This window comes from Streptomyces sp. NPDC037126 (assembly GCF_055605965.1).
The window spans coordinates 210648-231819 of sequence record NZ_JBVJTD010000001.1; the positions used below are offsets into that span (position 1 = coordinate 210648).

Here is a 21172-nt window from a genome sequence, read left to right on the forward strand (position 1 = left end):
CCCTCCGCGAAGGTGCAGCGCCAGGGAGCGGGCGCGGTGTGGGTGGAGCGATGCCGGGGCGGCGTCCGCGGCCGGAGTCGGCGGGGCGCTGTCAGTGGGGCGTGGGATGCTTGTCGCGATGGCCAGGAAGACTGCGAACGACGACCTTCTCGCCCCGGTGACGCTCGCCGTGGGGCAGGAGGACCTGCTGCTCGACCGCGCGGTGCGGGAGGTGGTGGCCGCCGCCAGGGCTGCCGACGCCGACACGGACGTACGGGACCTGACCCCGGACCAGTTGCAGCCCGGCACGCTCGCCGAGCTGACCAGTCCTTCGCTCTTCGCCGAGCGCAAGGTCGTGGTCGTGCGCAACGCGCAGGATCTGTCGGCCGACACGGTCAAGGACGTGAAGGGCTATCTCGGGTCGCCCGCCGAGGAGATCACGCTCGTGCTGCTGCACGCGGGCGGTGCCAAGGGCAAGGGACTGCTCGACGCGGCGCGCAAGGCGGGTGCGCGGGAGGTGGCCTGCCCGAAGATGACCAAGCCGGCGGACCGGCTGGCGTTCGTGCGCGGGGAGTTCCGGACGGCGGGCCGGTCGGCGACGCCCGAGGCGTGCCAGACGCTGTGCGACGCCATCGGCAGTGATCTGCGGGAGCTGGCCTCGGCGGTCTCGCAGCTGGTCGCGGATGTCGAGGGGACGATCGACGAGGCCGTGGTCGGGCGCTACTACACCGGGCGGGCCGAGGCGTCGAGCTTCACGGTCGCGGACCGGGCGGTGGAGGGCCGTACGGCGGAGGCGCTGGAGGCGCTGCGGTGGTCGTTGGCGACGGGGGTGGCGCCGGTGATGATCACCAGTGCGCTGGCCCAGGGCGTGCGGGCCATCGGGAAGCTGTCGTCCACCCGGGGCGGTCGGCCGGCCGATCTGGCCCGGGAGCTGGGGATGCCGCCGTGGAAGATCGATCGGGTGCGCCAGCAGATGCGAGGGTGGACGCCCGACGGTGTTTCGGCGGCCATGCGGGCCGTCGCGGAGGCCGACGCGGGGGTGAAGGGCGGGGGCGACGATCCCGAGTACGCGCTGGAGAAGGCGGTCGTGGTGATCGCCCGCGCGGCCCGTTCACGCGGCCGGGGATAGCGACCGGAGGCTCCGCCGTGCAGCCCCCCGGGAAACTGCGGCACAGCCCCGCCCGAGCCCGGCACCACCCAAGCCCGGGGGCTCACCCCGCCCGAGCCGAGCCCCGATCCCGCCGGCGCCCAAGCCTGGGGACACGGCCCCGCCCGAGCCCGACACCACCCAAGCCCGGGGGTTCACCCCGCCCGAGCCGAGCCTCGAGCCCGCCGGCGCCCAAGCCTGGGGACACAGCCCCGCCCGAGCCCGGGGGTTCACCCCGCCCGAGCCGAGCCCCGAGCCGAGCCACACCCAAGCCCGCACCCAACCCCATCAGCCCCCAGGCCCCATCAGGCCCCCGCAAGGCCCATCCCCCTCTGAACCGTCCCCGCCAAGCCCGGGCTCCCGCCGAACCCGGCCCCAGCAAGCCGAGAACCCCGTCACCCGCCCTGGGGAAGGGAAGGTGACGGGGTTCCGGTTCGAGATCTTGAGCCCGTACCCGCGTGGCGAACGCAGGCCGCGTACAGGCTCGGGGTGCCGGGAGGGAGCGGATGAGAGAGGGCCCGCTCTGGGTCCTTCCGGCGGTCAGATCAGAAAGGAATCAGCCTCAGAGAGACGCGACCTTGGAAGCAAGCGCCGACTTCTTGTTGGCGGCCTGGTTCTTGTGGATGACGCCCTTGGAGACGGCCTTGTCGAGCGCACGCGCGGCAGCGCGCTGCAGCTCGGTGGCCTTCTGGACGTCACCCGCGGCAGCGGCCTCGCGGGCCTTGCGGATCGCGGTCTTCAGGGAGGACTTGACGGCCTTGTTGCGCAGCCGAGCCTTCTCGTTGGTCTTGATCCGCTTGATCTGGGACTTGATGTTCGCCACGAAGGAGCCTTTTCAGGTTCAGGCGCGGGGCCGCTCGGGTCCCGTGCCGGTGATCCAAAATTTCTCTGACGCGCCTCGGGCCGAGAGGGCATGAGGCACAGCCATCTACAGTACCAGTGGCCCTGCGAGCGGCCCAAAACGGTCCCCGGTCCCTCCGCGTGGGACCATGGAGACTACGTATCGATCCGACCCGAGGCATAAGGCGCCTCAAGAGACAGGACCCTGCGTGCCCGCGACCCCTAACCATGTGCCCGAGCCGAGCCGTACCGCCCCGGCTCTGATCCGCAACTTCTGCATCATCGCGCACATCGACCACGGCAAGTCCACGCTCGCCGACCGCATGCTCCAGCTGACGGGCGTGGTCGAGCAGCGGCAGATGCGTGCTCAGTACCTCGACCGGATGGACATCGAGCGCGAGCGCGGCATCACGATCAAGTCCCAGGCGGTGCGTCTGCCCTGGGCCCCGACCGAGGGCCCCGACCAGGGCACGACCCACATCCTCAACATGATCGACACCCCGGGGCACGTCGACTTCACCTACGAGGTGTCGCGGTCGCTCGCCGCCTGCGAGGGGACCATCCTCCTCGTCGACGCCGCCCAGGGCATCGAGGCGCAGACCCTCGCCAACCTCTATCTGGCGATGGAGAACGACCTCACGATCATCCCGGTCCTCAACAAGATCGACCTTCCCGCGGCCCAGCCGGAGAAGTTCGCCGAGGAGCTGGCCAACCTGGTCGGCTGCGACCCGGAGGACGTCCTCAAGGTCTCCGCGAAGACCGGTCTCGGCGTGGACGCGTTGCTGAACAAGGTCGTCAAGGAGATCCCGGCGCCGGTCGGGGTCGCCGACGCGCCGGCCCGCGCGATGATCTTCGACTCCGTGTACGACTCCTACCGCGGTGTCGTGACGTACGTCCGTGTCATCGACGGCCAGCTCAACAAGCGCGAGCGCATCAGGATGATGTCGACCGGCGCCACCCACGAGCTGCTGGAGATCGGTGTCAGCTCGCCCGAGATGCTCCCGGCCGACGGCCTCGGCGTGGGCGAGGTGGGCTACCTCATCACCGGTGTGAAGGACGTGCGCCAGTCCAAGGTCGGTGACACCGTCACCAGCCAGAGCAAGGGCGCCACGGAGGCACTCGGCGGGTACAAGGACCCGAAGCCGATGGTCTTCTCCGGCCTGTACCCGCTGGACGGCTCGGACTACCCCGAGCTGCGCGAGGCGCTCGACAAGCTGCAGCTCAACGACGCCGCGCTCGTCTACGAGCCGGAGACCTCCGCCGCGCTCGGCTTCGGCTTCCGCGTCGGCTTCCTCGGCCTGCTGCACCTGGACGTGATCCGCGAGCGGCTGGAGCGGGAGTTCGGGCTCGACCTGATCGCCACCGCGCCCAACGTGGTCTACCGCGTGCTCATGGAGGACGGCAGCGAGCACGTCGTCACCAACCCGAGCGAGTTCCCCGAGGGGAAGATCGGCGAGGTGTACGAGCCGGTCGTGCGGGCCACGATCCTGGCGCCGACCGAGTTCATCGGCTCGATCATGGAGCTGTGCCAGACCCGGCGCGGCACCCTCCTCGGCATGGACTACCTCTCCGAGGACCGGGTCGAGATCCGCTACACCCTGCCGCTCGCCGAGATCGTCTTCGACTTCTTCGACCAGCTGAAGTCCAAGACGCGCGGCTACGCGTCGCTGGACTACGAGCCCACCGGCGAGCAGACCTCCAGCCTGGTCAAGGTCGACATCCTGCTGCACGGCGACAAGGTGGACGCCTTCTCGGCGATCACCCACAAGGACGCCGCGTACGCGTACGGGGTGCGGCTCGTCGCCAAGCTGCGCGAGCTCATCCCGCGGCAGGCCTTCGAGGTGCCCATCCAGGCAGCCATCGGCTCCCGGGTCATCGCCCGCGAGACCATCCGCGCCATCCGCAAGGACGTCCTCGCCAAGTGCTACGGCGGCGACATCTCCCGTAAGCGCAAGCTGCTGGAGAAGCAGAAGGAAGGCAAGAAGCGGATGAAGATGGTGGGTTCGGTGGAGGTTCCGCAGGAGGCCTTCATCGCGGTCCTCTCCAGCGATGACAGCGCGGGGTCGGGCAAGGGCAAGAAGTAACCAAAGGTAACGACCTGGTGTGCCCGCAATCAGGGCACAAGGGGGCCCGTCGTGTGAAAGCGCGGCGGGCCCCTACGCGTGCGTAGCGTTGCTCTGAGTGGAAAGTGACAGGCCGAAGCCCCTTACGCAGCGGCCGGTCGCCCCTTACCCTGATGCCTGCTCGATAGTTACTCGCGAGTTAAACAACAAGCCCGAACCCCCACCGTGAGTTAATCCAGCCGCACCGAGTACAGCCGCACTGTCGCGGGCCCGGAGGATGTCGTGAGCGACACACAGACCCTGATCGAGAACCGCCCGCCGTCCGTGGCGGCCCTCTTCCTGGAGCGAGTGGCGGCCACACCGGATGCGGAGGCATACCGCTATCCGGTGCCCCCGACCTCCGGGCAGGGCCCGGACGACTGGAGGTCGCTGAGCTGGGCGCAGGCGGCGAACCGGGTCTTCGCGATCGCGGCCGGGCTCATCGAACTCGGCGTCCAGCCGGAGCAGCGGGTGGCACTGGCCTCCTCCACCCGCGTGGAGTGGATCCTCGCCGACCTCGGCATCATGTGCGCCGGCGGCGCCACCACCACGATCTACCCGCAGACCAACGCCGACGAGTCCGCGTTCATCCTCGCCGACTCCGAGAGCCGGGTGCTGATCGCCGAGGACGCGGCCCAGCTCGCCAAGGCGGTCGAGAAGCGCGCCGAGCTGCCCGATCTCACCAAGGTCGTGGTCGTGGACCCGGCCGGTGTCGAGAGCGGCGACTGGGTGATCACGCTCGCCGAGCTGGAGCAGCGCGGCGCGGCCTACCTGGAGGAGAACCCGCAGCTGATCAAGGAGCGGGTCGGCGCGATCGGCAGGGAGCAGCTCGCCACCCTGATCTACACCTCCGGCACCACCGGCCGCCCCAAGGGTGTGCGCCTGCCGCACGACAACTGGTCGTACATGGCGAGGGCGATCTCCGCGACCGGCCTGGTCGGCCAGGACGACGTGCAGTACCTGTGGCTGCCGCTCGCGCACGTCTTCGGCAAGGTGCTCACCTCCGGCCAGATCGAGGTCGGTCACGTCACCGCCGTAGACGGCCGCGTCGACAAGATCATCGAGAACCTCCCGGTGGTGCAGCCGACGTACATGGCGGCCGTGCCGCGGATCTTCGAGAAGGTCTACAACGGGGTCGCCGCCAAGGCCCGCGAGGGCGGCCCGGCCAAGTACAAGATCTTCCAGTGGGCCGCGGAGGTCGCCCGCGAGTACGCCAAGGCGAGCCAGGACAACTTCCGGCGCACCGGCAACCGCACCGTGCCGTTCGGCCTCGCCGCCAAGCACAAGGTCGCCGACACCCTGGTCTACGGCAAGCTCCGCGAGGCCTTCGGCGGCCGCCTGCGGGCCTGTGTCTCCGGTGCCTCCGCGCTCTCCCCGGAGATCGGCTACTTCTTCTCCGGCGCCGGCATCCACATCCTGGAGGGCTACGGCCTCACCGAGTCCTCCGCGGCCTCCTTCGTCAACCCGGGCGAGGCCTACCGCACCGGCACGGTCGGCAAGCCGCTGCCCGGCACCGAGGTCCGCATCGCCGACGACGGCGAGATCCTGCTGCGCGGCCCCGGCATCATGCAGGGCTACCACCGGCTGCCCGAGAAGACCGGCGAGGTGCTGGAGTCCGACGGCTGGTTCCACACCGGCGACATCGGCGAGCTGTCCCCCGACGGCTACCTGCGCATCACCGACCGCAAGAAGGACCTCATCAAGACCTCCGGTGGCAAGTACGTCGCCCCGGCCGAGGTCGAGGGCCAGTTCAAGGCTGTGTGCCCGTACGTCTCCAACATCCTCGTGCACGGCGCCGACCGGAACTACTGCACCGCGCTGATCGCCCTGGACGAGCTCGCGATCGCGGACTGGGCGAAGGAGAACGGCCTGGAGGGCAGGCCGTACGCCGAGATCGTCGCGGCGCCGCAGACGGTCGAGATGGTCGACGGCTACGTCAAGCAGCTCAACGAGGGGCTGCAGCGCTGGCAGACCATCAAGAAGTTCCGGCTGCTGCCGCGTGACCTCGACGTGGAGCACGGGGAGATCACGCCGAGCCTGAAGCTGAAGCGGCCCGTGGTGGAGCGGGAGTACAAGCACCTCATCGACGAGATGTACTCCGGCACCAGGGAGCAGTAGGCACCCCGCCGGGGGGACCGCGGGCCGTCTCGTGGCCGGCCGCGCGGTTCCCCGCACCCTCGGGGCGTTCGCCAGGCCCCGCCCCCCCGCACCCATCGGGGCTTGGTCAGGCCCCGCCCCCGCACCCCTCGGGGGCGTTCACGCCCGGCCTCGCCCGAAAGTTTCGTCTTCTGACACACCCATAGCACGGTTCTCGGCCACGACTGTCCACTTCGGTGACTCAACGCTTATACGCGCCCCCTGTCTGTCACCCTGGCCGCATGGACATGGCGGCCATACCCACGCAGCGGGAGAGCGAGGACCGGGCCACTGGGGCGCGCGGACGGGCCACCCTGTCCGGGAGCCCGCTCGCGCCCGGGTCCGCACGCGCACTGGTGCGGGCCGCCCTCATGGACCAGCCCGAGGTCGCGCCCCGGCTCGTCGACGACGCCATGGCCGTGGTCAGCGAGCTGGTCACGAACGCCGTCGTGCACGCGGGGACCGACGTGGAGGTCGACTGGTGCCTGGAGGACACCGGCGCGTTCGTCGTGGAGATCAGCGACCAGCACCCCTCCCGCGCGCCACGCGACGCGGCCGCAGGCGAGGCGCCGTACGACACCCCCGAGTACGGGCGGGGCCTGCGCCTGGTCGCCACGCTCGCCGAGTCCTGGGGCGTCACCTACCGTTCCGGTGCCAAGACCGTCTGGGCCCGGCTGCCCCCGGGCGGCAGCGAGGCGCCGGACGGCGCCGGACAGCAGGACGCCCTGACGGCCGCCGAGGACCTGGCCCCGCAGCCGCAGCGCGCCGAGGGGGACCGCGACTGGCTGGGCCGGGGCGCGCTGTCCTTCCTGGCCGAGGCCTCCGACCTGCTCGCCGGGCAGCTGGACGAGAACCTGGTCGCGGCCCTCACCGGCCAGCTGATCGTGCCCCGGCTCGCCGACTGGTGCGCGGTGTGGCTGGAGGACGAGGCATCCGTGCGCGGCGGCGCAGGCGGCGGCCCCGCCCGGGTCTGGCACGCCAGCGAGAACCGCATCGAGGAACTGCGCTCGGCCCTGGAGAAGGAGCCGCCGGCCCCGCGGGACGGGCTGCGCTCCGGCCCCGAGGAGTATCCGTGGCCCGGCCACGCGCTCGGCCCCCAGGGCACCGACGGGACGGCGCTGTCGTACCGGCTGATCGCGGGCGGCCGGCCGCTGGGCACGCTGGTCATCGGCCGGTGCGGGCTCGCGCGGTTCCCCGACGAGGTGACCGGGCTGATCGAGGACCTCAGCCGCCGGGTGGCCCTCGCCATCGGCGCGGCCCGGCAGTACGCCCGCCAGGCCACCATCAGCGCCGTCCTGCAGCGCGGCCTGCTGCCCGGCGCGGTCGCCGAGATCCCCGGGGTGAGCAGCGCCCTCGTCTACGAGCCCTGCGACAAGGGCGGCCCCAGCGGCGACTTCTACGACCTGTTCCCGGCGGGCGACGGCCGCTGGTGCTTCGCCGTCGGCGACGTCCAGGGCAAGGGCCCCGAGGCGGCGGTCGTGATCGGCCTCGCCCGCCCCTGGCTGCGTCTTCTGGCCCGCGAGGGCTACCGGGTCGCCGACGTCCTCGACCGGCTCAACCAGCTCCTCCTGGACGACGCCACCGAGGCCGCCGACGCGGCCGCCCGCGCCCTGGTCGCCGTGGGCGGCCGGCCCGTGGTCCCCGGGGACGGCCCGCAGACCCGCTTCCTGTCCCTGCTCTACGGGGAGCTGACCCCGTACGACGGCGGGGTCCGCTGCACCCTCGCCTCCGCCGGGCACCCGCTGCCGCTGGTGCTCGGCCCGGACGGCGCCGTGCGCACGGCCGCCCGCCCGCAGACCCTGCTCGGCGTGGTCGAGGACGAGACCTACACCAGCGAGACCCTCGACCTGCGGCCCGGCGACAGCCTGCTGTGCGTCACCGACGGGGTGACCGAGCGGCGCTCCGGCTCCAGCCAGTTCGACGACGGCGACGGGCTCGCCCGCGCCCTGTCCGGCTGCGCGGGGCTCAGCGCCGACCTGATCGCGGAAAGGATCCGCCGCCTCGTGCACGACTTCGGGGGCGGCCTGCCCGACGACGACCTGGCCCTGCTGGTGCTCCAGGCGGAGTGACGGCGCCGGTGCTGGACAATGGAGGGCATGCCCTCCGCACTTCCCGACGGCGAGCCCGTCCCCGGCGACGGCGCGCTGCCCGCGTCCGCGCTCGCCGGGGCCGCGTCCCGCCCGCTCGGCTTCTACCTGCACGTCCCGTACTGCGCCACCCGCTGCGGCTACTGCGACTTCAACACCTACACCGCGACCGAGCTGCGTGGCACGGGCGGGGTGCTGGCGTCCCGCGACAACTACGCGGACACCCTCGCCGACGAGATCCGCCTGGCCCGGAAGGTCCTCGGCGACGACCCTCGCCAGGTCCGCACGGTCTTCGTCGGCGGCGGCACACCCACGCTGCTGGCCGCCGAGGACCTGGTGCGCATGCTGGGGACCGTCCGCGACGAGTTCGGCCTGGCACCGGACGCGGAGATCACCACGGAGGCGAACCCCGAGTCCGTCGACCCGGCCTACCTCGCCGCGCTGCGCGAGGGCGGCTTCAACCGGATCTCCTTCGGGATGCAGAGCGCCAGGCGGCACGTGCTGCGCGTGCTCGACCGCACCCACACCCCCGGCCGCCCCGAGGCGTGCGTGGCGGAGGCGCGGGCCGCGGGCTTCGAGCACGTCAACCTCGACCTGATCTACGGCACGCCGGGGGAGGGCGACGACGACTGGCGGGCCTCCCTCGACGCGGCGATCGGCGCGGGCCCCGACCACGTCAGCGCCTACGCGCTGATCGTCGAGGAAGGCACCCAGCTGGCCCGCCGCATCCGCCGCGGCGAGGTCCCGATGACCGACGACGACGTCCACGCCGACCGCTACCTGATCGCCGAGGAGACCCTGTCCGCGGCGGGCTACTCCTGGTACGAGGTCTCCAACTGGGCGACCTCCGAGGCGGGCCGCTGCCTGCACAACGAGCTGTACTGGCGGGGCGCCGACTGGTGGGGCGCCGGACCGGGGGCGCACTCGCACGTGGGCGGGGTGCGCTGGTGGAACGTCAAGCACCCGGGCGCCTACGCGGCGGCCCTCGCCTCCGGCCGCTCACCGGGCGCCGGCCGGGAACTGCTGTCCGACGAGGACCGCCGGGTGGAGCGGATCCTGCTGGAGCTGCGGCTCAGCGAGGGCGTGCCGCTGTCCCTGCTCAAGGAGGACGGCCGTACGGCGTCCCGCCGCGCGCTCGCGGACGGGCTGCTGGAGCCCGGCCCCTACGACGAGGGGCGCGCGGTGCTGACCCTGCGGGGACGGCTGCTCGCGGACGCGGTGGTGCGGGACCTGGTGGACTGATCGCCCCACGGGGAGGGACCGGCCGTGGTCACCGGTACCGCGGCCGGGTCACTCCGGCGCGGTGACGAAGTCGATCAGCTGCTCCACCCGCCCCAGCAGCTCCGGCTCCAGGTCCTTGTACGAGCGCACCCCGGACAGGATCCGCTGCCAGGCGGCCCCGGTGTTCTCCGGCCAGCCCAGGGCGCGGCACACGCCCGTCTTCCAGTCCTGGCCGCGCGGGATCACGGGCCAGGCCCCGATGCCCAGGGACGAGGGCTTCACGGCCTGCCAGACGTCGATGTACGGGTGGCCCACGACCAGGGCGTGCTCGCCGGTGACCGACCGGGCGATGCGCCACTCCTTGCTGCCCGGCACCAGATGGTCCACCAGGACGCCGAGGCGGGCGTCCGGGCCCGGGGCGAACTCCGCGACGACGGCCGGCAGGTCGTCGACGCCCTCCAGGTACTCCACGACCACGCCCTCGATGCGCAGGTCGTCGCCCCAGACCCGCTCCACCAGCTCGGCGTCGTGCCGGCCCTCGACGTAGATGCGGCCGGCGCGGGCCACGCGCGCGCGGGCGCCGGGCACGGCGACCGAACCGGAGGCCGTGCGGGTGGGCCGTGCCGGGCCCGAGGACGGGCGTACGAGGGTCACCACGCGGCCCTCCAGCAGGAAGCCGCGCGGCTCCAGCGGGAACACCCGGTGCTTGCCGAAGCGGTCCTCCAGGGTCACCGTGCCCGCCTCGCAGCGGATCACCGCGCCGCAGAACCCGGTGCCGGGCTCCTCCACCACCAGGCCCGGCTCCGCGGGCACCTCGGGCACCGGCGCCGGCTTCTTCCAGGGCGGGGTCAGGTCCGCGGAGTACGTACGAGGCCGCGGGCCCGAGGGGCCCTCGCTGGAAGGGCGGTGGCGGGAGACGGGTGGGCGCATTCGGATGACGATAGGAGAAGCACCGCGCCGGCGCTCACGACACGCCGAAGCGCGCCGCCAGCGCGTCCCGTTGACGTCGTACGAAGTCCGCGCCCACCACCGCGCCGTGACCGGGCACGTACAGCGCGTCCTCGCCGCCGAGCGCCAGCAGCCGGTCGAGGGCGTCCGGCCAGCGGGACGGCACCGCGTCCGGGCCCGCCTGGGGCTCGCCGGACTCCTCCACCAGGTCGCCGCAGAAGACCACCTCCCGGGGACCCGGCACGCACACGGCGAGGTCGTGGGCGGTGTGGCCCGGGCCGACGTTGGCCAGCAGCACCTGCCGGCCCGCGCCGAGGTCGAGGGTCCACTCGCCGGAGACCAGGTGCCGGGGCGGGGCCAGGGCGTCCACCGCCTCGTCCGCGTCCGCCGCCGCGAGGCCGTTGCCGACCGCGTCCCGGCGCAGCTCCTCCCGCTCCTGGGCGAAGACCGCGTCGACGCCGACGGCCGCGTACACCCGCGCCCCGGCGAACGCGGCGGCGCCGAAGACATGGTCGAAATGGGCGTGGGTCAGCGCGAGATGGGTCACACGGCCGCCGGTCAGCTCCTCGGCCCGGGCCCGCAGCCGGGCGCCCTCGGCCAGACTCGACCCGGCGTCCACCATCAGTGCCGTACCCTCGCCGAGGACCAGCCCCACCGTGCAGTCCCAGCCGGGCAGCCGGCACCGTCCGACCCCGTCCGTCAGCCGCTCCCACCCGAGCTCTTCCCAAGTCACCGTCATACCGCGACGCTAGCCGTACGGACGGCCGGGACGGGGCCGACCTTGCCCGGGGTGCACCCCCCGGCCGTACACTGGCCGGGGAAGACTGGCACTCACATGCGAAGAGTGCCAGGTGGGACAAATCGCCGGACTGAGGGGACGACGTGCTGGAGGTGCGCGCGGATGCTGAGTGAACGCAGGCTTCAGGTGCTGCGCGCGATCGTCCAGGACTACGTCGGCACCGAGGAGCCGGTGGGCTCCAAGGCGCTCACCGAGCGGCACAACCTGGGGGTCTCCCCGGCGACCGTCCGCAACGACATGGCGGCCCTGGAGGACGAGGGGTACATCGCCCAGCCGCACACCAGTGCGGGGCGCATCCCCACCGACAAGGGCTACCGGCTCTTCGTGGACAAGCTCGCGGGCGTCAAGCCGATGACGGCGCCCGAGCGCAGGGCGATCCAGAACTTCCTCGAGGGCGCCGTCGACCTCGACGACGTCGTGGCCCGCACGGTGCGGCTGCTCGCGCAGCTGACCCGGCAGGTCGCCGTCGTGCAGTACCCGTCCCTGACCCGGTCCACCGTGCGGCACGTGGAGCTGCTCTCGCTCGCGCCCGCGCGGGTGATGCTCGTGCTGATCACGGACACCGGCCGGGTCGAGCAGCGGATGGTCGACTGCCCGGCGCCGTTCGGCGAGGCGTCCCTGGCGGACCTGCGCGCGCGGCTGAACAGCCGGGTCGCGGGCCGCCGCTTCGCGGACGTGCCGAAGCTGGTCGAGGACCTGCCCGACGCCTTCGAGGCCGAGGACCGGGGTACGGTCTCCATGGTGCTCTCCACCCTTCTGGAGACACTCGTCGAGGAGAACGAGGAGCGGCTGATGATCGGCGGCACCGCCAATCTCACCCGCTTCGGACATGATTTCCCCCTGACGATCCGGCCCGTCCTGGAGGCACTGGAGGAGCAGGTCGTGCTCCTCAAGCTCCTCGGCGAGGCGAAGGATCCGGGCATGACCGTGCGCATCGGGCACGAGATCGCCCACGAAGGACTCAACTCCACCTCCGTGGTGTCGGTGGGCTACGGTTCGGGCGGCGAGGCGGTTGCCAAGCTCGGCGTGGTCGGACCGACCCGCATGGACTATCCGGGAACGATGGGAGCGGTACGCGCAGTGGCACGGTACGTCGGACAGATCCTGGCGGAGTCGTAAGTGGCCACGGACTACTACGCCGTTCTCGGCGTGCGCCGCGACGCGTCGCAGGAAGAGATCAAGAAGGCCTTCCGTCGGCTCGCCCGCGAGCTGCACCCGGACGTCAACCCGGATCCGAAGACCCAGGAGCGGTTCAAGGAGATCAACGCCGCTTACGAGGTGCTGTCGGACCCGCAGAAGAAGCAGGTCTACGACCTCGGCGGCGACCCGCTCTCCCAGTCGGGCGGCGCGGGCGCGGGCGGCTTCGGGGCCGGTGGCTTCGGCAACTTCTCCGACATCATGGACGCGTTCTTCGGCACGGCGTCGCAGCGCGGGCCGCGCTCGCGCACCCGGCGTGGCCAGGACGCGATGATCCGGATCGAGGTCGAGCTGGACGAGGCGGCCTTCGGGACGACCAAGGACATCCAGGTCGACACCGCGGTCGTCTGCAACACCTGCAACGGCGAGGGCGCGGCCCCGGGCACCACCGCACAGACGTGTGACATGTGCCGCGGCCGCGGCGAGGTCTCGCAGGTGACCCGGTCCTTCCTGGGCCAGGTCATGACCTCCCGGCCCTGTCCCCAGTGCCAGGGCTTCGGCACGGTCGTGCCGACCCCCTGCCCGGAGTGCGCCGGCGACGGCCGGGTCCGCTCGCGCCGCACCCTGACGGTGAAGATCCCGGCCGGTGTCGACAACGGCACCCGGATCCAGCTCGCGGGCGAGGGCGAGGTCGGCCCCGGCGGCGGTCCGGCCGGCGACCTGTACGTCGAGATCCACGAGCTGCCGCACTCCACCTTCCAGCGGCGCGGCGACGACCTGCACTGCACGGTCACCATCCCGATGACCGCGGCGGCGCTCGGCACCAAGGTGCCGCTGGAGACCCTGGACGGTCTGGAGGAGGTCGACATCCGCCCGGGCACCCAGTCCGGCCAGTCGATCCCGCTGCACAGCCGGGGCGTCACGCATCTGCGCGGCGGCGGCCGGGGCGACCTGATCGTCCACGTCGAGGTCACGACCCCGACCAAGCTCGACCCCGAGCAGGAGCGCCTGCTGCGCGAACTGTCCAAGCTCCGCGGCGAGGAACGCCCCCAGGGCCAGTTCCAGCCGGGTCAGCAGGGCCTGTTCTCCCGGTTGAAGGACGCGTTCAACGGGCGCTGACGCCCGGCGGTGCTGCGGCCGGGGGTCCGGGGGTCGCCCCCGGGAAGGCACAGCCAGCCGGGTCGGCAGGGCCTGTTCTCCCGGCTGAAGGACGCGTTCAACGGGCGCTGAGAAGAGTGCCGATCGGTGAGGCTGCCCCTGGCTTATGCCAGGGGAAGCCCGGATTCGGACTTGTGCACAGGACGTGACAACATGCGGTCATGTCCTCCGCGCTGACCGATCTCTTTCCCCACCCGATCGTGCAGGCCCCCATGGCGGGCGGTGTCTCCGTCCCGCAGCTCGCCGCCGCCGTCTCCGAGGCCGGCGGCCTCGGGTTCCTCGCCGCCGGATACAAGACCGCCGACGGCATGTACCAGGAGATCAAGCAGCTGCGGGGGCTCACGAGCCGCCCCTTCGGCGTGAACGTGTTCATGCCGCAGCCGGCCAACGCCGAGTCCGGCGCCGTGGAGATGTACGCCCACCAGCTGGCCGGCGAGGCCGCCTGGTACGAGACCGAGCTGGGCGATCCGGACAGCGGCCGGGACGACGGCTACGACGTCAAGCTCGCCGTCCTCCTCGACAACCCGGTGCCGGTGGTCTCCTTCCACTTCGGCGTGCCGGGCGAGGAGGTCCTGGAGAGGCTGCGCCGGGCCGGCACCCTCACGCTGGTCACGGCCACCACCGCCGAGGAGGCCCTCGCGGTGGAGCGGGCGGGTGCGGACGCGGTGATCGCACAGGGCGTGGAGGCCGGCGGTCACCAGGGAACGCACCGCGACATACCGGAGATCGACGGTTCCGGCACCGGCCTCCTGTCGCTGGTCACCCAGATCCGGGAGAGCGTGCGCATCCCGGTCGTCGCCGCGGGCGGCATCATGCGCGGCGGCCAGATCGCCGCGGTCCTCGCCGCGGGCGCGAGCGCGGCCCAGCTGGGCACCGCCTTCCTGGCCACCGCCGAGTCCGGCGCCCCGGCCGTGCACAAGCAGGCGCTCACCAACCCCCTGTTCGTGCGCACCGAGTTGAGCCGGGCGTTCTCCGGCCGCCCGGCGCGCGCCCTGGTCAACCGGTTCGTGCGCGAGCACGGCCCCTACGCCCCCGCCGCCTACCCGGAGATCCACCACCTCACCGCCCCGCTGCGCAAGGCCGCCGCCAAGGCCGGGGACGCGCAGGGCATGGCGCTGTGGGCGGGGCAGGGCCACCGGCTGGCCCGGGAGCTGCCCGCCGGACGGCTCGTGGAGGTGCTGTCCGACGAACTCGCCGTCGCCCGGACAGCGTTGTCGGCCAAGGGAGGCCTGAGATGACCGCCCCGGTCTTCGTCGTCGAGCACTTCGACCCCGACGGCCACCGCTATGTCCTGGACGGCCCCGAGGGCCGCCACGCCGTGTCCGTCAAGCGGCTGCAGCCCGGCGAGGAGGTCGTCCTCACCGACGGCGCCGGACGCTACGCCGTGTGCGAGGTGATCGGCAGCGAGGGCAAGGACCGGCTGGTCGTGCACATGGGCGGGATCTCCGAGGAGCCCGCGCCGAGCCCCCGCATCACCGTCGTCCAGGCCCTGCCCAAGGGCGACCGGGGCGAACTCGCCGTCGAGACGATGACCGAGACCGGCGTCGACGCCATCGTGCCCTGGCAGGCGGCCCGCTGCATCACCCAGTGGAAGGGCGACCGGGGGCTGAAGGCCCTCGGCAAGTGGCGGGCCACCGCCCGCGAGGCCGGGAAGCAGTCCCGGCGGGTGCGCTTCCCCCAGGTCGCGGACGCGGCGACCACCAAGCAGGTGGCCGCACTTCTCGCCGAGGCCGACTTCGCCGGGGTGCTGCACTCCGACTTCGAGCACGTGCGCAGGACGCTGGCCACCGCCGAACTCCCCACCGAGGGCGAGATCGTGCTGGTCGTCGGCCCCGAAGGCGGTGTCGCCCGCGACGAGTTGGCGCTGTTCGAGGAGGCGGGTGCCAAGGCGTACGTGCTGGGTCCTACCGTGTTGCGCACATCCACCGCCGGCACCGCCGCCGCGGCCCTTCTGCTGGGACGCACCGGCCGCTGGTCCTGACACACCTGGGGGACAGCATGGAACTCGCCCAAGTACGGCTCCTGGTCACCGACTTCGCCGCCTGCTACCGCTTCTACGCCGACGTCCTCGGCCTCAAGCCGCAGTCGGGCGCGGACCAGGGCCCGTACGAGAAGTTCAGCCCGCACGCGGGCTCCGCGGGCATCGCCCTGCAGGACCGCGCGATGATGGCCGAGGTGCTGGACGAGCTGGGCGAGACCGCCACGGGCCACCGTTCCCTGGTGGTGCTGCGCGTGGACGACCTGGACGCCTACTGCGCGGAGATCACCGCGCGCGGCGCGACGCTGCTGAGCGGCCCGGCACCCATGACCGAACGGATGCGGGTGGCCCACCTCAAGGACCCCGAGGGCAACCTGGTCGAACTCCAGCAGTGGCTGCTGCTGCGCGGCTGACGGCGTCCTCGGGGTCCGCTCTCCCGAACGGGTGAGTGGCCGTATGCGGCCTTCCGCCCCGTGCGCGTCGGTGGCACGCTGCCGTGCATGGGGGTTTTGCGACGGATGCGGCGCGGGACGCGGGCGATGGGTGTCGCGGGGCTGGCCGTACTGGCCGGCGGTGCCGTGGTGGCCTGCCAGCCGGACGACCTCGGCTCGGCGAGCGTCGCCTACACCACCGACACGACCGCGACGGCACAGCTGAAACGGCAGCACGTGGACGTCAGCTGGCTGACCTGCACCGGCAGTTACGACAGCGGCGGCCCGGCCGCCGGGACCCCCTCGCCGGCCGAGACCACCGTCGTCTCGGTCGACTGCCAGGGGGAGACCAAGGACCGGCGGAAGATCACCGTCACCGGCCGGGTGACCAAGGCCGTCGACGGGGCCTGCGTCCGCGGGAACCTGACGGCCCGGGTCGGCGGTCGGCAGGTGTTCCACGTCAGCGGGCTCGGCGACTGCGCCGCCACACCCGGCCCGACGTACCGCCCGCCCACCTACCGGCCCGGCGGCGGACAGCCGACCGTCACGGTCACCGTCACCCGCACCCTCTGGTGCAAGGGCGACCCGACCTGCTGGCCCGTCGAGGGCAAGTGATCGGAAAAGAGGGACGGGACGGGCTACCGCTGCGTACAGTGACGGGGTGACTCAGGGCGCTTCGACAGGAACCTCCGGCTACCTCCGATTCCCGCACCTGCACGGCGACTTGGTGACCTTCGTCGCCGAGGACGACGTATGGCTGGCACCCCTCGACGGGGGCCGGGCCTGGCGGGCCGGTGCCGACAACGTGCCGGTGAACCATCCCCGCATCTCGCCCGACGGCGCGACCGTCGCCTGGACCTCCACCCGCGACGGCGCCCCCGAGGTGCACATCGCGCCGGTGGACGGCGGCCCGGCCAGGCGCCTGACGCACTGGGGCAGTCCGCGGACCCAGGTGCGCGGCTGGACCCCGCAGGGCGAGGTCCTCGCGATCAGCACCGCCGGCCAGCCCAGCTCCCGCCGCACCTGGGCCCGTGCCGTCCCGCTGGACGGCGGACCCGCCACCACGCTGCCGTACGGACCCGTCGGCGACATCGCGTACGGCCCGCACACCGTGCTGCTGTCCGCGTCGATGGGCCGCGAGGCCGCCAACTGGAAGCGCTACCGGGGCGGCACGGCGGGCCGGCTGTGGATCGACCGGGGCGTCCCCGACGGGGAGGGCGCCGGGGAGTTCGTCCGGCTGCACGAGGAGTTGGACGGGAACATCGAGTACCCGATGTGGGTCGGCGACCGGATCGCGTTCCTCTCCGACCACGAGGGCACCGGCGCCGTGTACTCCTCCCTCGCCGACGGCTCCGACCTGCGCCGGCACACCCCCCTCGACGGCCACTACGCCCGGCACGCCGCCGCCGACGGCGGCCGTGTCGTCTACTCCGCCGCCGGCGAACTGTGGCTCCTCGACGACCTCGACGGCGTGGAGCCGCGCCGTCTGGAGGTCCGGCTCGGCGGGCCGCGGGTGGACCTGCAGCCCTTCCCGGTGACGGCCTCCCGCTGGTTCGGATCGGCCACCCCCGACCACACCGCGCGCGGCAGCGCCGTCGCCGTGCGGGGCGCCGTGCACTGGGTCACCCACCGCTCCGGACCCGCCCGCGCGCTCGCCGCGCGGCCCGGCGTACGCGCCCGGCTGCCCCGCACCTTCCGCACCGAGGGCGAGGAGTGGGTGGTGTGGGTGACCGACGCCGAGGGCGAGGACGCCCTGGAGTTCGCGCCCGCCACCGGCGTCGCCGTCGGCGCCACCCCGCGCCGGCTGGCCGCCGGACGCCTCGGCCGGGTCCTGGAACTGGCCATGGCCCCCGACGGCAGCCGGGCCGCCGTCGCCTCCCACGACGGCCGGCTGCTGCTGGTCGAGCGGGAGACCGGCGAGGTGCGCGAGGTCGACCGCAGCGAGGACGGCGACGTCGGCGACCTCGCCTTCTCACCCGACTCGGCCTGGCTCGCCTGGTGCCACCCCGGAGCGCGCCCGCTGTGCCAGCTGCGCCTCGCCAACACCACCGACCTCTCCGTCACCGAGGCGACCCCGCTGCGCTTCCAGGACTACGCGCCCGCCTTCACCCTGGACGGCAAGCACCTCGCCTTCCTCTCCAACCGCTCCTTCGACCCGGTCTACGACGAGCACGTCTTCGACCTGGCCTTCGTGGAGGGCACCCGCCCCTACCTGATCACGCTGGCCGCGACCACGCCGTCCCCGTTCGGGCCGCAGCGGCACGGCCGCCCCTTCGAGACCTCCGACAAGGAGGAGACGCCGGACAGCGAGGGCGTGCCGACGACGCGGATCGACCTCGACGGCCTCGCCGACCGCATCGTGCCCTTCCCGGTGGAGGCCGCCCGCTACTCCAACCTGCGCGCCGCCAAGGACGGGCTGCTCTGGCTCCGGCACCCGGTGCGCGGCGTCCTCGGCGCCTCCCGCGCCACGCCCGACGACCCGGATCCCAAGACCGAGCTGGAGCGTTACGACCTGGCCCAGCAGCGACTGGACCACCTGGCCGCCGACGCCGACCACTTCGAGATCAGCGGCGACGGCAAGCGGGCGCTGCTGTGGACCGACGGCAAGCTGAAGGTCGTCCCCAGCGACCGGCGCGCCTCGGGTGACGAGGACAGCGACTCCAACATCACCGTCGACCTGAGCCGGATCCGGCAGACCGTCGACCCGGCCGCCGAGTGGCGGCAGATGTTCGAGGAGACGGGCCGCATCATGCGGGACCACTTCTGGCGGCCCGACATGGGCGGCGTCGACTGGGACGGCGTCCTCGACCGCTACCGGCCCGTCCTCGCCCGTCTCGCCACCCACGACGACCTGGTGGACCTCCTGTGGGAGGTGCACGGCGAACTCGGCACCTCGCACGCCTACGTCGTCCCGCGCGGGGGCTCCGGCGGCGCCCGCCAGGGGCTGCTCGGCGCGGACGTCTCCCGCCACGACGACGGCAGTTGGCGCATCGACCGCGTCCTGCCCGCGGAGACCTCCGACCCGCTGGCGCGCAGCCCGCTCGCCGCGCCGGGGGTGGCCGTCCGGCCGGGGGACGCGATCGTCGCCGTGGGCGGACAGCCGGTCGACCCGGTGACCGGCCCCGGCCCGCTGCTGACCGGCACCGCAGGGAAGCCCGTGGAGCTGACCATCTCGCCCTCCGGCGGCGGTGACCACCGGTACGCCGTCGTGGTCCCGCTCGCGGACGAGGAGCCGCTGCGCTACCACGACTGGGTCGCCGGCCGGCGGGCGTACGTCCACGAGCAGTCCGGGGGCCGGCTCGGCTACCTCCACGTGCCCGACATGCAGGCGCCCGGCTGGGCCCAGATCCACCGCGACCTGCGCGTCGAGGTGGCCCGCGAGGGCCTCGTCGTCGACGTGCGCGAGAACCGCGGCGGACACACCTCCCAGCTCGTCGTGGAGAAGCTCGCCCGCCGGATCGTCGGCTGGGACCTGCCGCGCGGCATGCGGCCCGAGAGCTACCCCAGGGACGCGCCCCGCGGCCCCGTCGTGGCCGTCGCCAACGAGTTCTCCGGCTCGGACGGGGACATCGTCAACGCGGCCATCAAGGCCCTCGGCATCGGCCCCGTCGTCGGCACCCGCACCTGGGGCGGCGTCATCGGCATCGACAGCCGCTACCGCCTGGTCGACGGCACCCTGGTCACCCAGCCCAAGTACGCGTTCTGGCTGGAGGGTTACGGCTGGGACGTGGAGAACCACGGCGTCGACCCGGACGTGGAGGTCGTCCAGGCCCCGCAGGACTGGGCGGCGGACCGGGACACCCAGCTGGACGCGGCGATACGGCTCGCGCTGGAGGCCCTGGAGACGGCACCCGCCAAGACCCCGCCGGTCCTGCCGGGCTGAGGGGCGCCGGCGACTACGATTCCCCCGTACCGATCATCGGCGAAAGTGAGCGCAGCGTATGGCCGGCGAACCGCAGGACGACTGCCTGTTCTGCAAGATCGTCGCGGGTACGATCCCGGCGACGATCGTCCGCGAGACGGAGACCACCGTCGCCTTCCGGGACATAAACCCCCAGGCGCCCACCCACGTCCTGGTGATCCCCAAGGCCCACTACGAGAACGGGGCCAGGCTCGCCGCGGCCGCCCCGCAGCTCGCGGCCGACGTGCTCGCCGAGACCCAGGCCGTCGCCGACGAGGAGAAGCTGGAGAGCTACCGCACCGTCTTCAACACCGGCAGCGGCGCCGGCCAGACCGTCTGGCACGCGCACGCGCACGTCCTCGGCGGGCGCGGTCTGCAGTGGCCCCCCGGGTGAGGCACCGTGTCCGCCCGTGAACTCGTGGTCCTCGGCACCGCCAGCCAGGTGCCGACCCGGCAGCGCAACCACAACGGCTACCTGCTGCGGTGGGACGGCGAGGGCATCCTGTTCGACCCCGGCGAGGGCACACAGCGGCAGATGCTGCGCGCCGGGGTCGCCGCCCACGACCTGAACCGGATCTGCGTCACCCACTTCCACGGCGACCACTCCCTCGGCCTCGCCGGGGTCATCCAGCGGATCAACCTGGACCAGGTGCCGCACGAGGTGACCGCGCACTACCCGCGTTCCGGTCAGCACTTCTTCGACCGGCTGCGGTACTCCACCGCCTACCGGGAGACGGTCCGCCTCACCGAGGCGCCGGTGGACACCGACGGGTCCCTCGCGGTGACACCGTCGTACACCCTGGAGGCGCGCGGTCTCTCGCACCCCGTCGAGTCCTTCGGCTACCGGCTGACCGAGCCCGACGGCCGCCGGATGCTGCCCGACCGGCTCGCCGCGCACGGGATCAAGGGCGCGGACGTGGGGGTGCTCCAGCGCGAGGGCAGGCTCGGGGACGTGACGCTGGAGGAGGTCAGCGAGGCGCGGCGCGGACAGCGGTTCGCGTTCGTCATGGACACCCGGCTCTGCGAGGGCGTGTACGCGCTCGCGGAGGGCTGCGACCTGCTCGTCATCGAGTCCACGTTCCTCGACGAGGACGAGGAACTGGCCGTCGACCACGGCCATCTGACGGCGGGGCAGGCGGCGGCCGTGGCCCGGGACGCGGGGGTCCGCCACCTCGTCCTCACCCACTTCAGCCAGCGCTACTCCGACCCCGACGAGTTCGAGCGGCAGGCGCGCGCCGCAGGCTTCGACGGGGAGCTGACCGTGGCCCACGACCTGCAGCGAGTGCCTGTTCCGAAACGCCGGTGAGC

Annotated in this window: 17 protein-coding genes; 14 read left to right on the plus strand and 3 right to left on the minus strand. The window is 72.8% G+C overall.

The features are described from left to right. Positions 1–118 precede the first annotated feature (118 nt). Complete coding sequence (gene holA, locus ACZ7FF_RS00920) at positions 119–1108, plus strand: DNA polymerase III subunit delta (protein ID WP_470808353.1); 990 nt, start codon at positions 119–121, stop codon at positions 1106–1108. Between the two features lie 580 nt (positions 1109–1688). Here the strand turns inward: holA and rpsT are convergent. Beyond that, complete coding sequence (rpsT, locus tag ACZ7FF_RS00925; protein ID WP_470808354.1) at positions 1689–1949, minus strand: 30S ribosomal protein S20; 261 nt, start codon at positions 1947–1949, stop codon at positions 1689–1691. 226 nt (positions 1950–2175) lie between these two features. Between rpsT and lepA the strand changes: the two genes are divergently transcribed. The 4 genes from lepA to hemW all read left to right on the plus strand — a co-directional run bounded on the left by lepA (position 2176) and on the right by hemW (position 9533). After that, on the plus strand, positions 2176–4050 hold the full coding sequence (lepA, locus tag ACZ7FF_RS00930; protein ID WP_470808356.1) for a translation elongation factor 4: 1875 nt from the start codon (positions 2176–2178) through the stop codon (positions 4048–4050). A gap of 261 nt (positions 4051–4311) precedes the next feature. Beyond that, on the plus strand, positions 4312–6186 hold the full coding sequence (locus ACZ7FF_RS00935) for an AMP-dependent synthetase/ligase (protein WP_470808358.1): 1875 nt from the start codon (positions 4312–4314) through the stop codon (positions 6184–6186). A 266-nt stretch (positions 6187–6452) separates the two neighbouring features. Beyond that, on the plus strand, positions 6453–8273 hold the full coding sequence (locus tag ACZ7FF_RS00940; RefSeq protein WP_470809554.1) for a SpoIIE family protein phosphatase: 1821 nt from the start codon (positions 6453–6455) through the stop codon (positions 8271–8273). Between the two features lie 27 nt (positions 8274–8300). Then, the gene (hemW, locus tag ACZ7FF_RS00945; RefSeq protein ID WP_470808360.1) at positions 8301–9533 is read left to right on the plus strand and encodes a radical SAM family heme chaperone HemW; all 1233 of its coding nucleotides are present in this window, start codon (positions 8301–8303) and stop codon (positions 9531–9533) included. Between the two features lie 48 nt (positions 9534–9581). On the opposite strand, the gene ACZ7FF_RS00950 is transcribed toward hemW, so the two are convergent. Together ACZ7FF_RS00950 and ACZ7FF_RS00955 are read right to left on the minus strand one after the other, a co-directional pair. Next, the gene (locus ACZ7FF_RS00950; RefSeq protein WP_470808361.1) at positions 9582–10442 is read right to left on the minus strand and encodes a DUF3097 domain-containing protein; all 861 of its coding nucleotides are present in this window, start codon (positions 10440–10442) and stop codon (positions 9582–9584) included. 34 nt (positions 10443–10476) lie between these two features. Further along, a complete protein-coding gene (locus ACZ7FF_RS00955) occupies positions 10477–11199 on the minus strand; it encodes an MBL fold metallo-hydrolase (protein ID WP_470808363.1) in 723 nt (240 codons plus the stop codon). A gap of 162 nt (positions 11200–11361) precedes the next feature. Between ACZ7FF_RS00955 and hrcA the strand changes: the two genes are divergently transcribed. From hrcA to ACZ7FF_RS01000, 9 genes are all read left to right on the plus strand, one after another. Next, positions 11362–12378 carry a heat-inducible transcriptional repressor HrcA gene (hrcA, locus tag ACZ7FF_RS00960; RefSeq protein ID WP_470808365.1) on the plus strand — a complete coding sequence of 339 codons (1017 nt, stop codon included), beginning with the start codon at positions 11362–11364 and terminating at the stop codon, positions 12376–12378. Then, positions 12379–13515, plus strand: coding sequence for a molecular chaperone DnaJ (dnaJ, locus tag ACZ7FF_RS00965; RefSeq protein ID WP_470808366.1), 1137 nt, complete (start codon positions 12379–12381; stop codon positions 13513–13515). A 200-nt stretch (positions 13516–13715) separates the two neighbouring features. Continuing rightward, positions 13716–14792, plus strand: a complete 1077-nt coding sequence (locus ACZ7FF_RS00970; RefSeq protein ID WP_470808368.1) for a nitronate monooxygenase — start codon at positions 13716–13718, stop codon at positions 14790–14792. Then, entirely contained in the window at positions 14789–15535 is a 747-nt protein-coding gene (locus ACZ7FF_RS00975) for a 16S rRNA (uracil(1498)-N(3))-methyltransferase (protein ID WP_470808370.1), read from the plus strand. The genes ACZ7FF_RS00970 and ACZ7FF_RS00975 overlap by 4 nt, the downstream gene beginning before the upstream one ends. A 17-nt stretch (positions 15536–15552) precedes the next feature. Then, the gene (locus ACZ7FF_RS00980; RefSeq protein ID WP_470808372.1) at positions 15553–15945 is read left to right on the plus strand and encodes a VOC family protein; all 393 of its coding nucleotides are present in this window, start codon (positions 15553–15555) and stop codon (positions 15943–15945) included. Between the two features lie 87 nt (positions 15946–16032). Continuing rightward, complete coding sequence (locus ACZ7FF_RS00985) at positions 16033–16578, plus strand: hypothetical protein (protein ID WP_470808374.1); 546 nt, start codon at positions 16033–16035, stop codon at positions 16576–16578. A 46-nt stretch (positions 16579–16624) separates the two neighbouring features. Further along, positions 16625–19846: a S41 family peptidase gene (locus ACZ7FF_RS00990; protein ID WP_470808376.1), complete on the plus strand. Its 3222-nt coding sequence runs from the start codon at positions 16625–16627 to the stop codon at positions 19844–19846. Positions 19847–19904: 58 nt separating this feature from the next. Then, entirely contained in the window at positions 19905–20258 is a 354-nt protein-coding gene (locus ACZ7FF_RS00995; RefSeq protein WP_470808378.1) for a histidine triad nucleotide-binding protein, read from the plus strand. Between the two features lie 6 nt (positions 20259–20264). Beyond that, complete coding sequence (locus tag ACZ7FF_RS01000; protein ID WP_470808380.1) at positions 20265–21170, plus strand: ribonuclease Z; 906 nt, start codon at positions 20265–20267, stop codon at positions 21168–21170. Positions 21171–21172 lie beyond the last annotated feature (2 nt).

What these genes read in the sequence shown, in the direction of transcription:
- ACZ7FF_RS00980 (WP_470808372.1), top strand. Translation starts at nt 15,553, where the DNA reads ATGGAACTCGCCCAAGTACGGCTCCTGGTCACCGACTTCGCCGCCTGC.
- ACZ7FF_RS00955 (WP_470808363.1), bottom strand. Translation starts at nt 11,199, where the DNA reads ATGACGGTGACTTGGGAAGAGCTCGGGTGGGAGCGGCTGACGGACGGG.
- hemW (WP_470808360.1), top strand. Translation starts at nt 8,301, where the DNA reads ATGCCCTCCGCACTTCCCGACGGCGAGCCCGTCCCCGGCGACGGCGCG.
- ACZ7FF_RS00975 (WP_470808370.1), top strand. Translation starts at nt 14,789, where the DNA reads ATGACCGCCCCGGTCTTCGTCGTCGAGCACTTCGACCCCGACGGCCAC.
- ACZ7FF_RS00950 (WP_470808361.1), bottom strand. Translation starts at nt 10,442, where the DNA reads ATGCGCCCACCCGTCTCCCGCCACCGCCCTTCCAGCGAGGGCCCCTCG.
- hrcA (WP_470808365.1), top strand. Translation starts at nt 11,362, where the DNA reads ATGCTGAGTGAACGCAGGCTTCAGGTGCTGCGCGCGATCGTCCAGGAC.
- ACZ7FF_RS00985 (WP_470808374.1), top strand. Translation starts at nt 16,033, where the DNA reads ATGGGGGTTTTGCGACGGATGCGGCGCGGGACGCGGGCGATGGGTGTC.
- ACZ7FF_RS00970 (WP_470808368.1), top strand. Translation starts at nt 13,716, where the DNA reads ATGTCCTCCGCGCTGACCGATCTCTTTCCCCACCCGATCGTGCAGGCC.
- ACZ7FF_RS00995 (WP_470808378.1), top strand. Translation starts at nt 19,905, where the DNA reads ATGGCCGGCGAACCGCAGGACGACTGCCTGTTCTGCAAGATCGTCGCG.
- holA (WP_470808353.1), top strand. Translation starts at nt 119, where the DNA reads ATGGCCAGGAAGACTGCGAACGACGACCTTCTCGCCCCGGTGACGCTC.
- ACZ7FF_RS00940 (WP_470809554.1), top strand. Translation starts at nt 6,453, where the DNA reads ATGGCGGCCATACCCACGCAGCGGGAGAGCGAGGACCGGGCCACTGGG.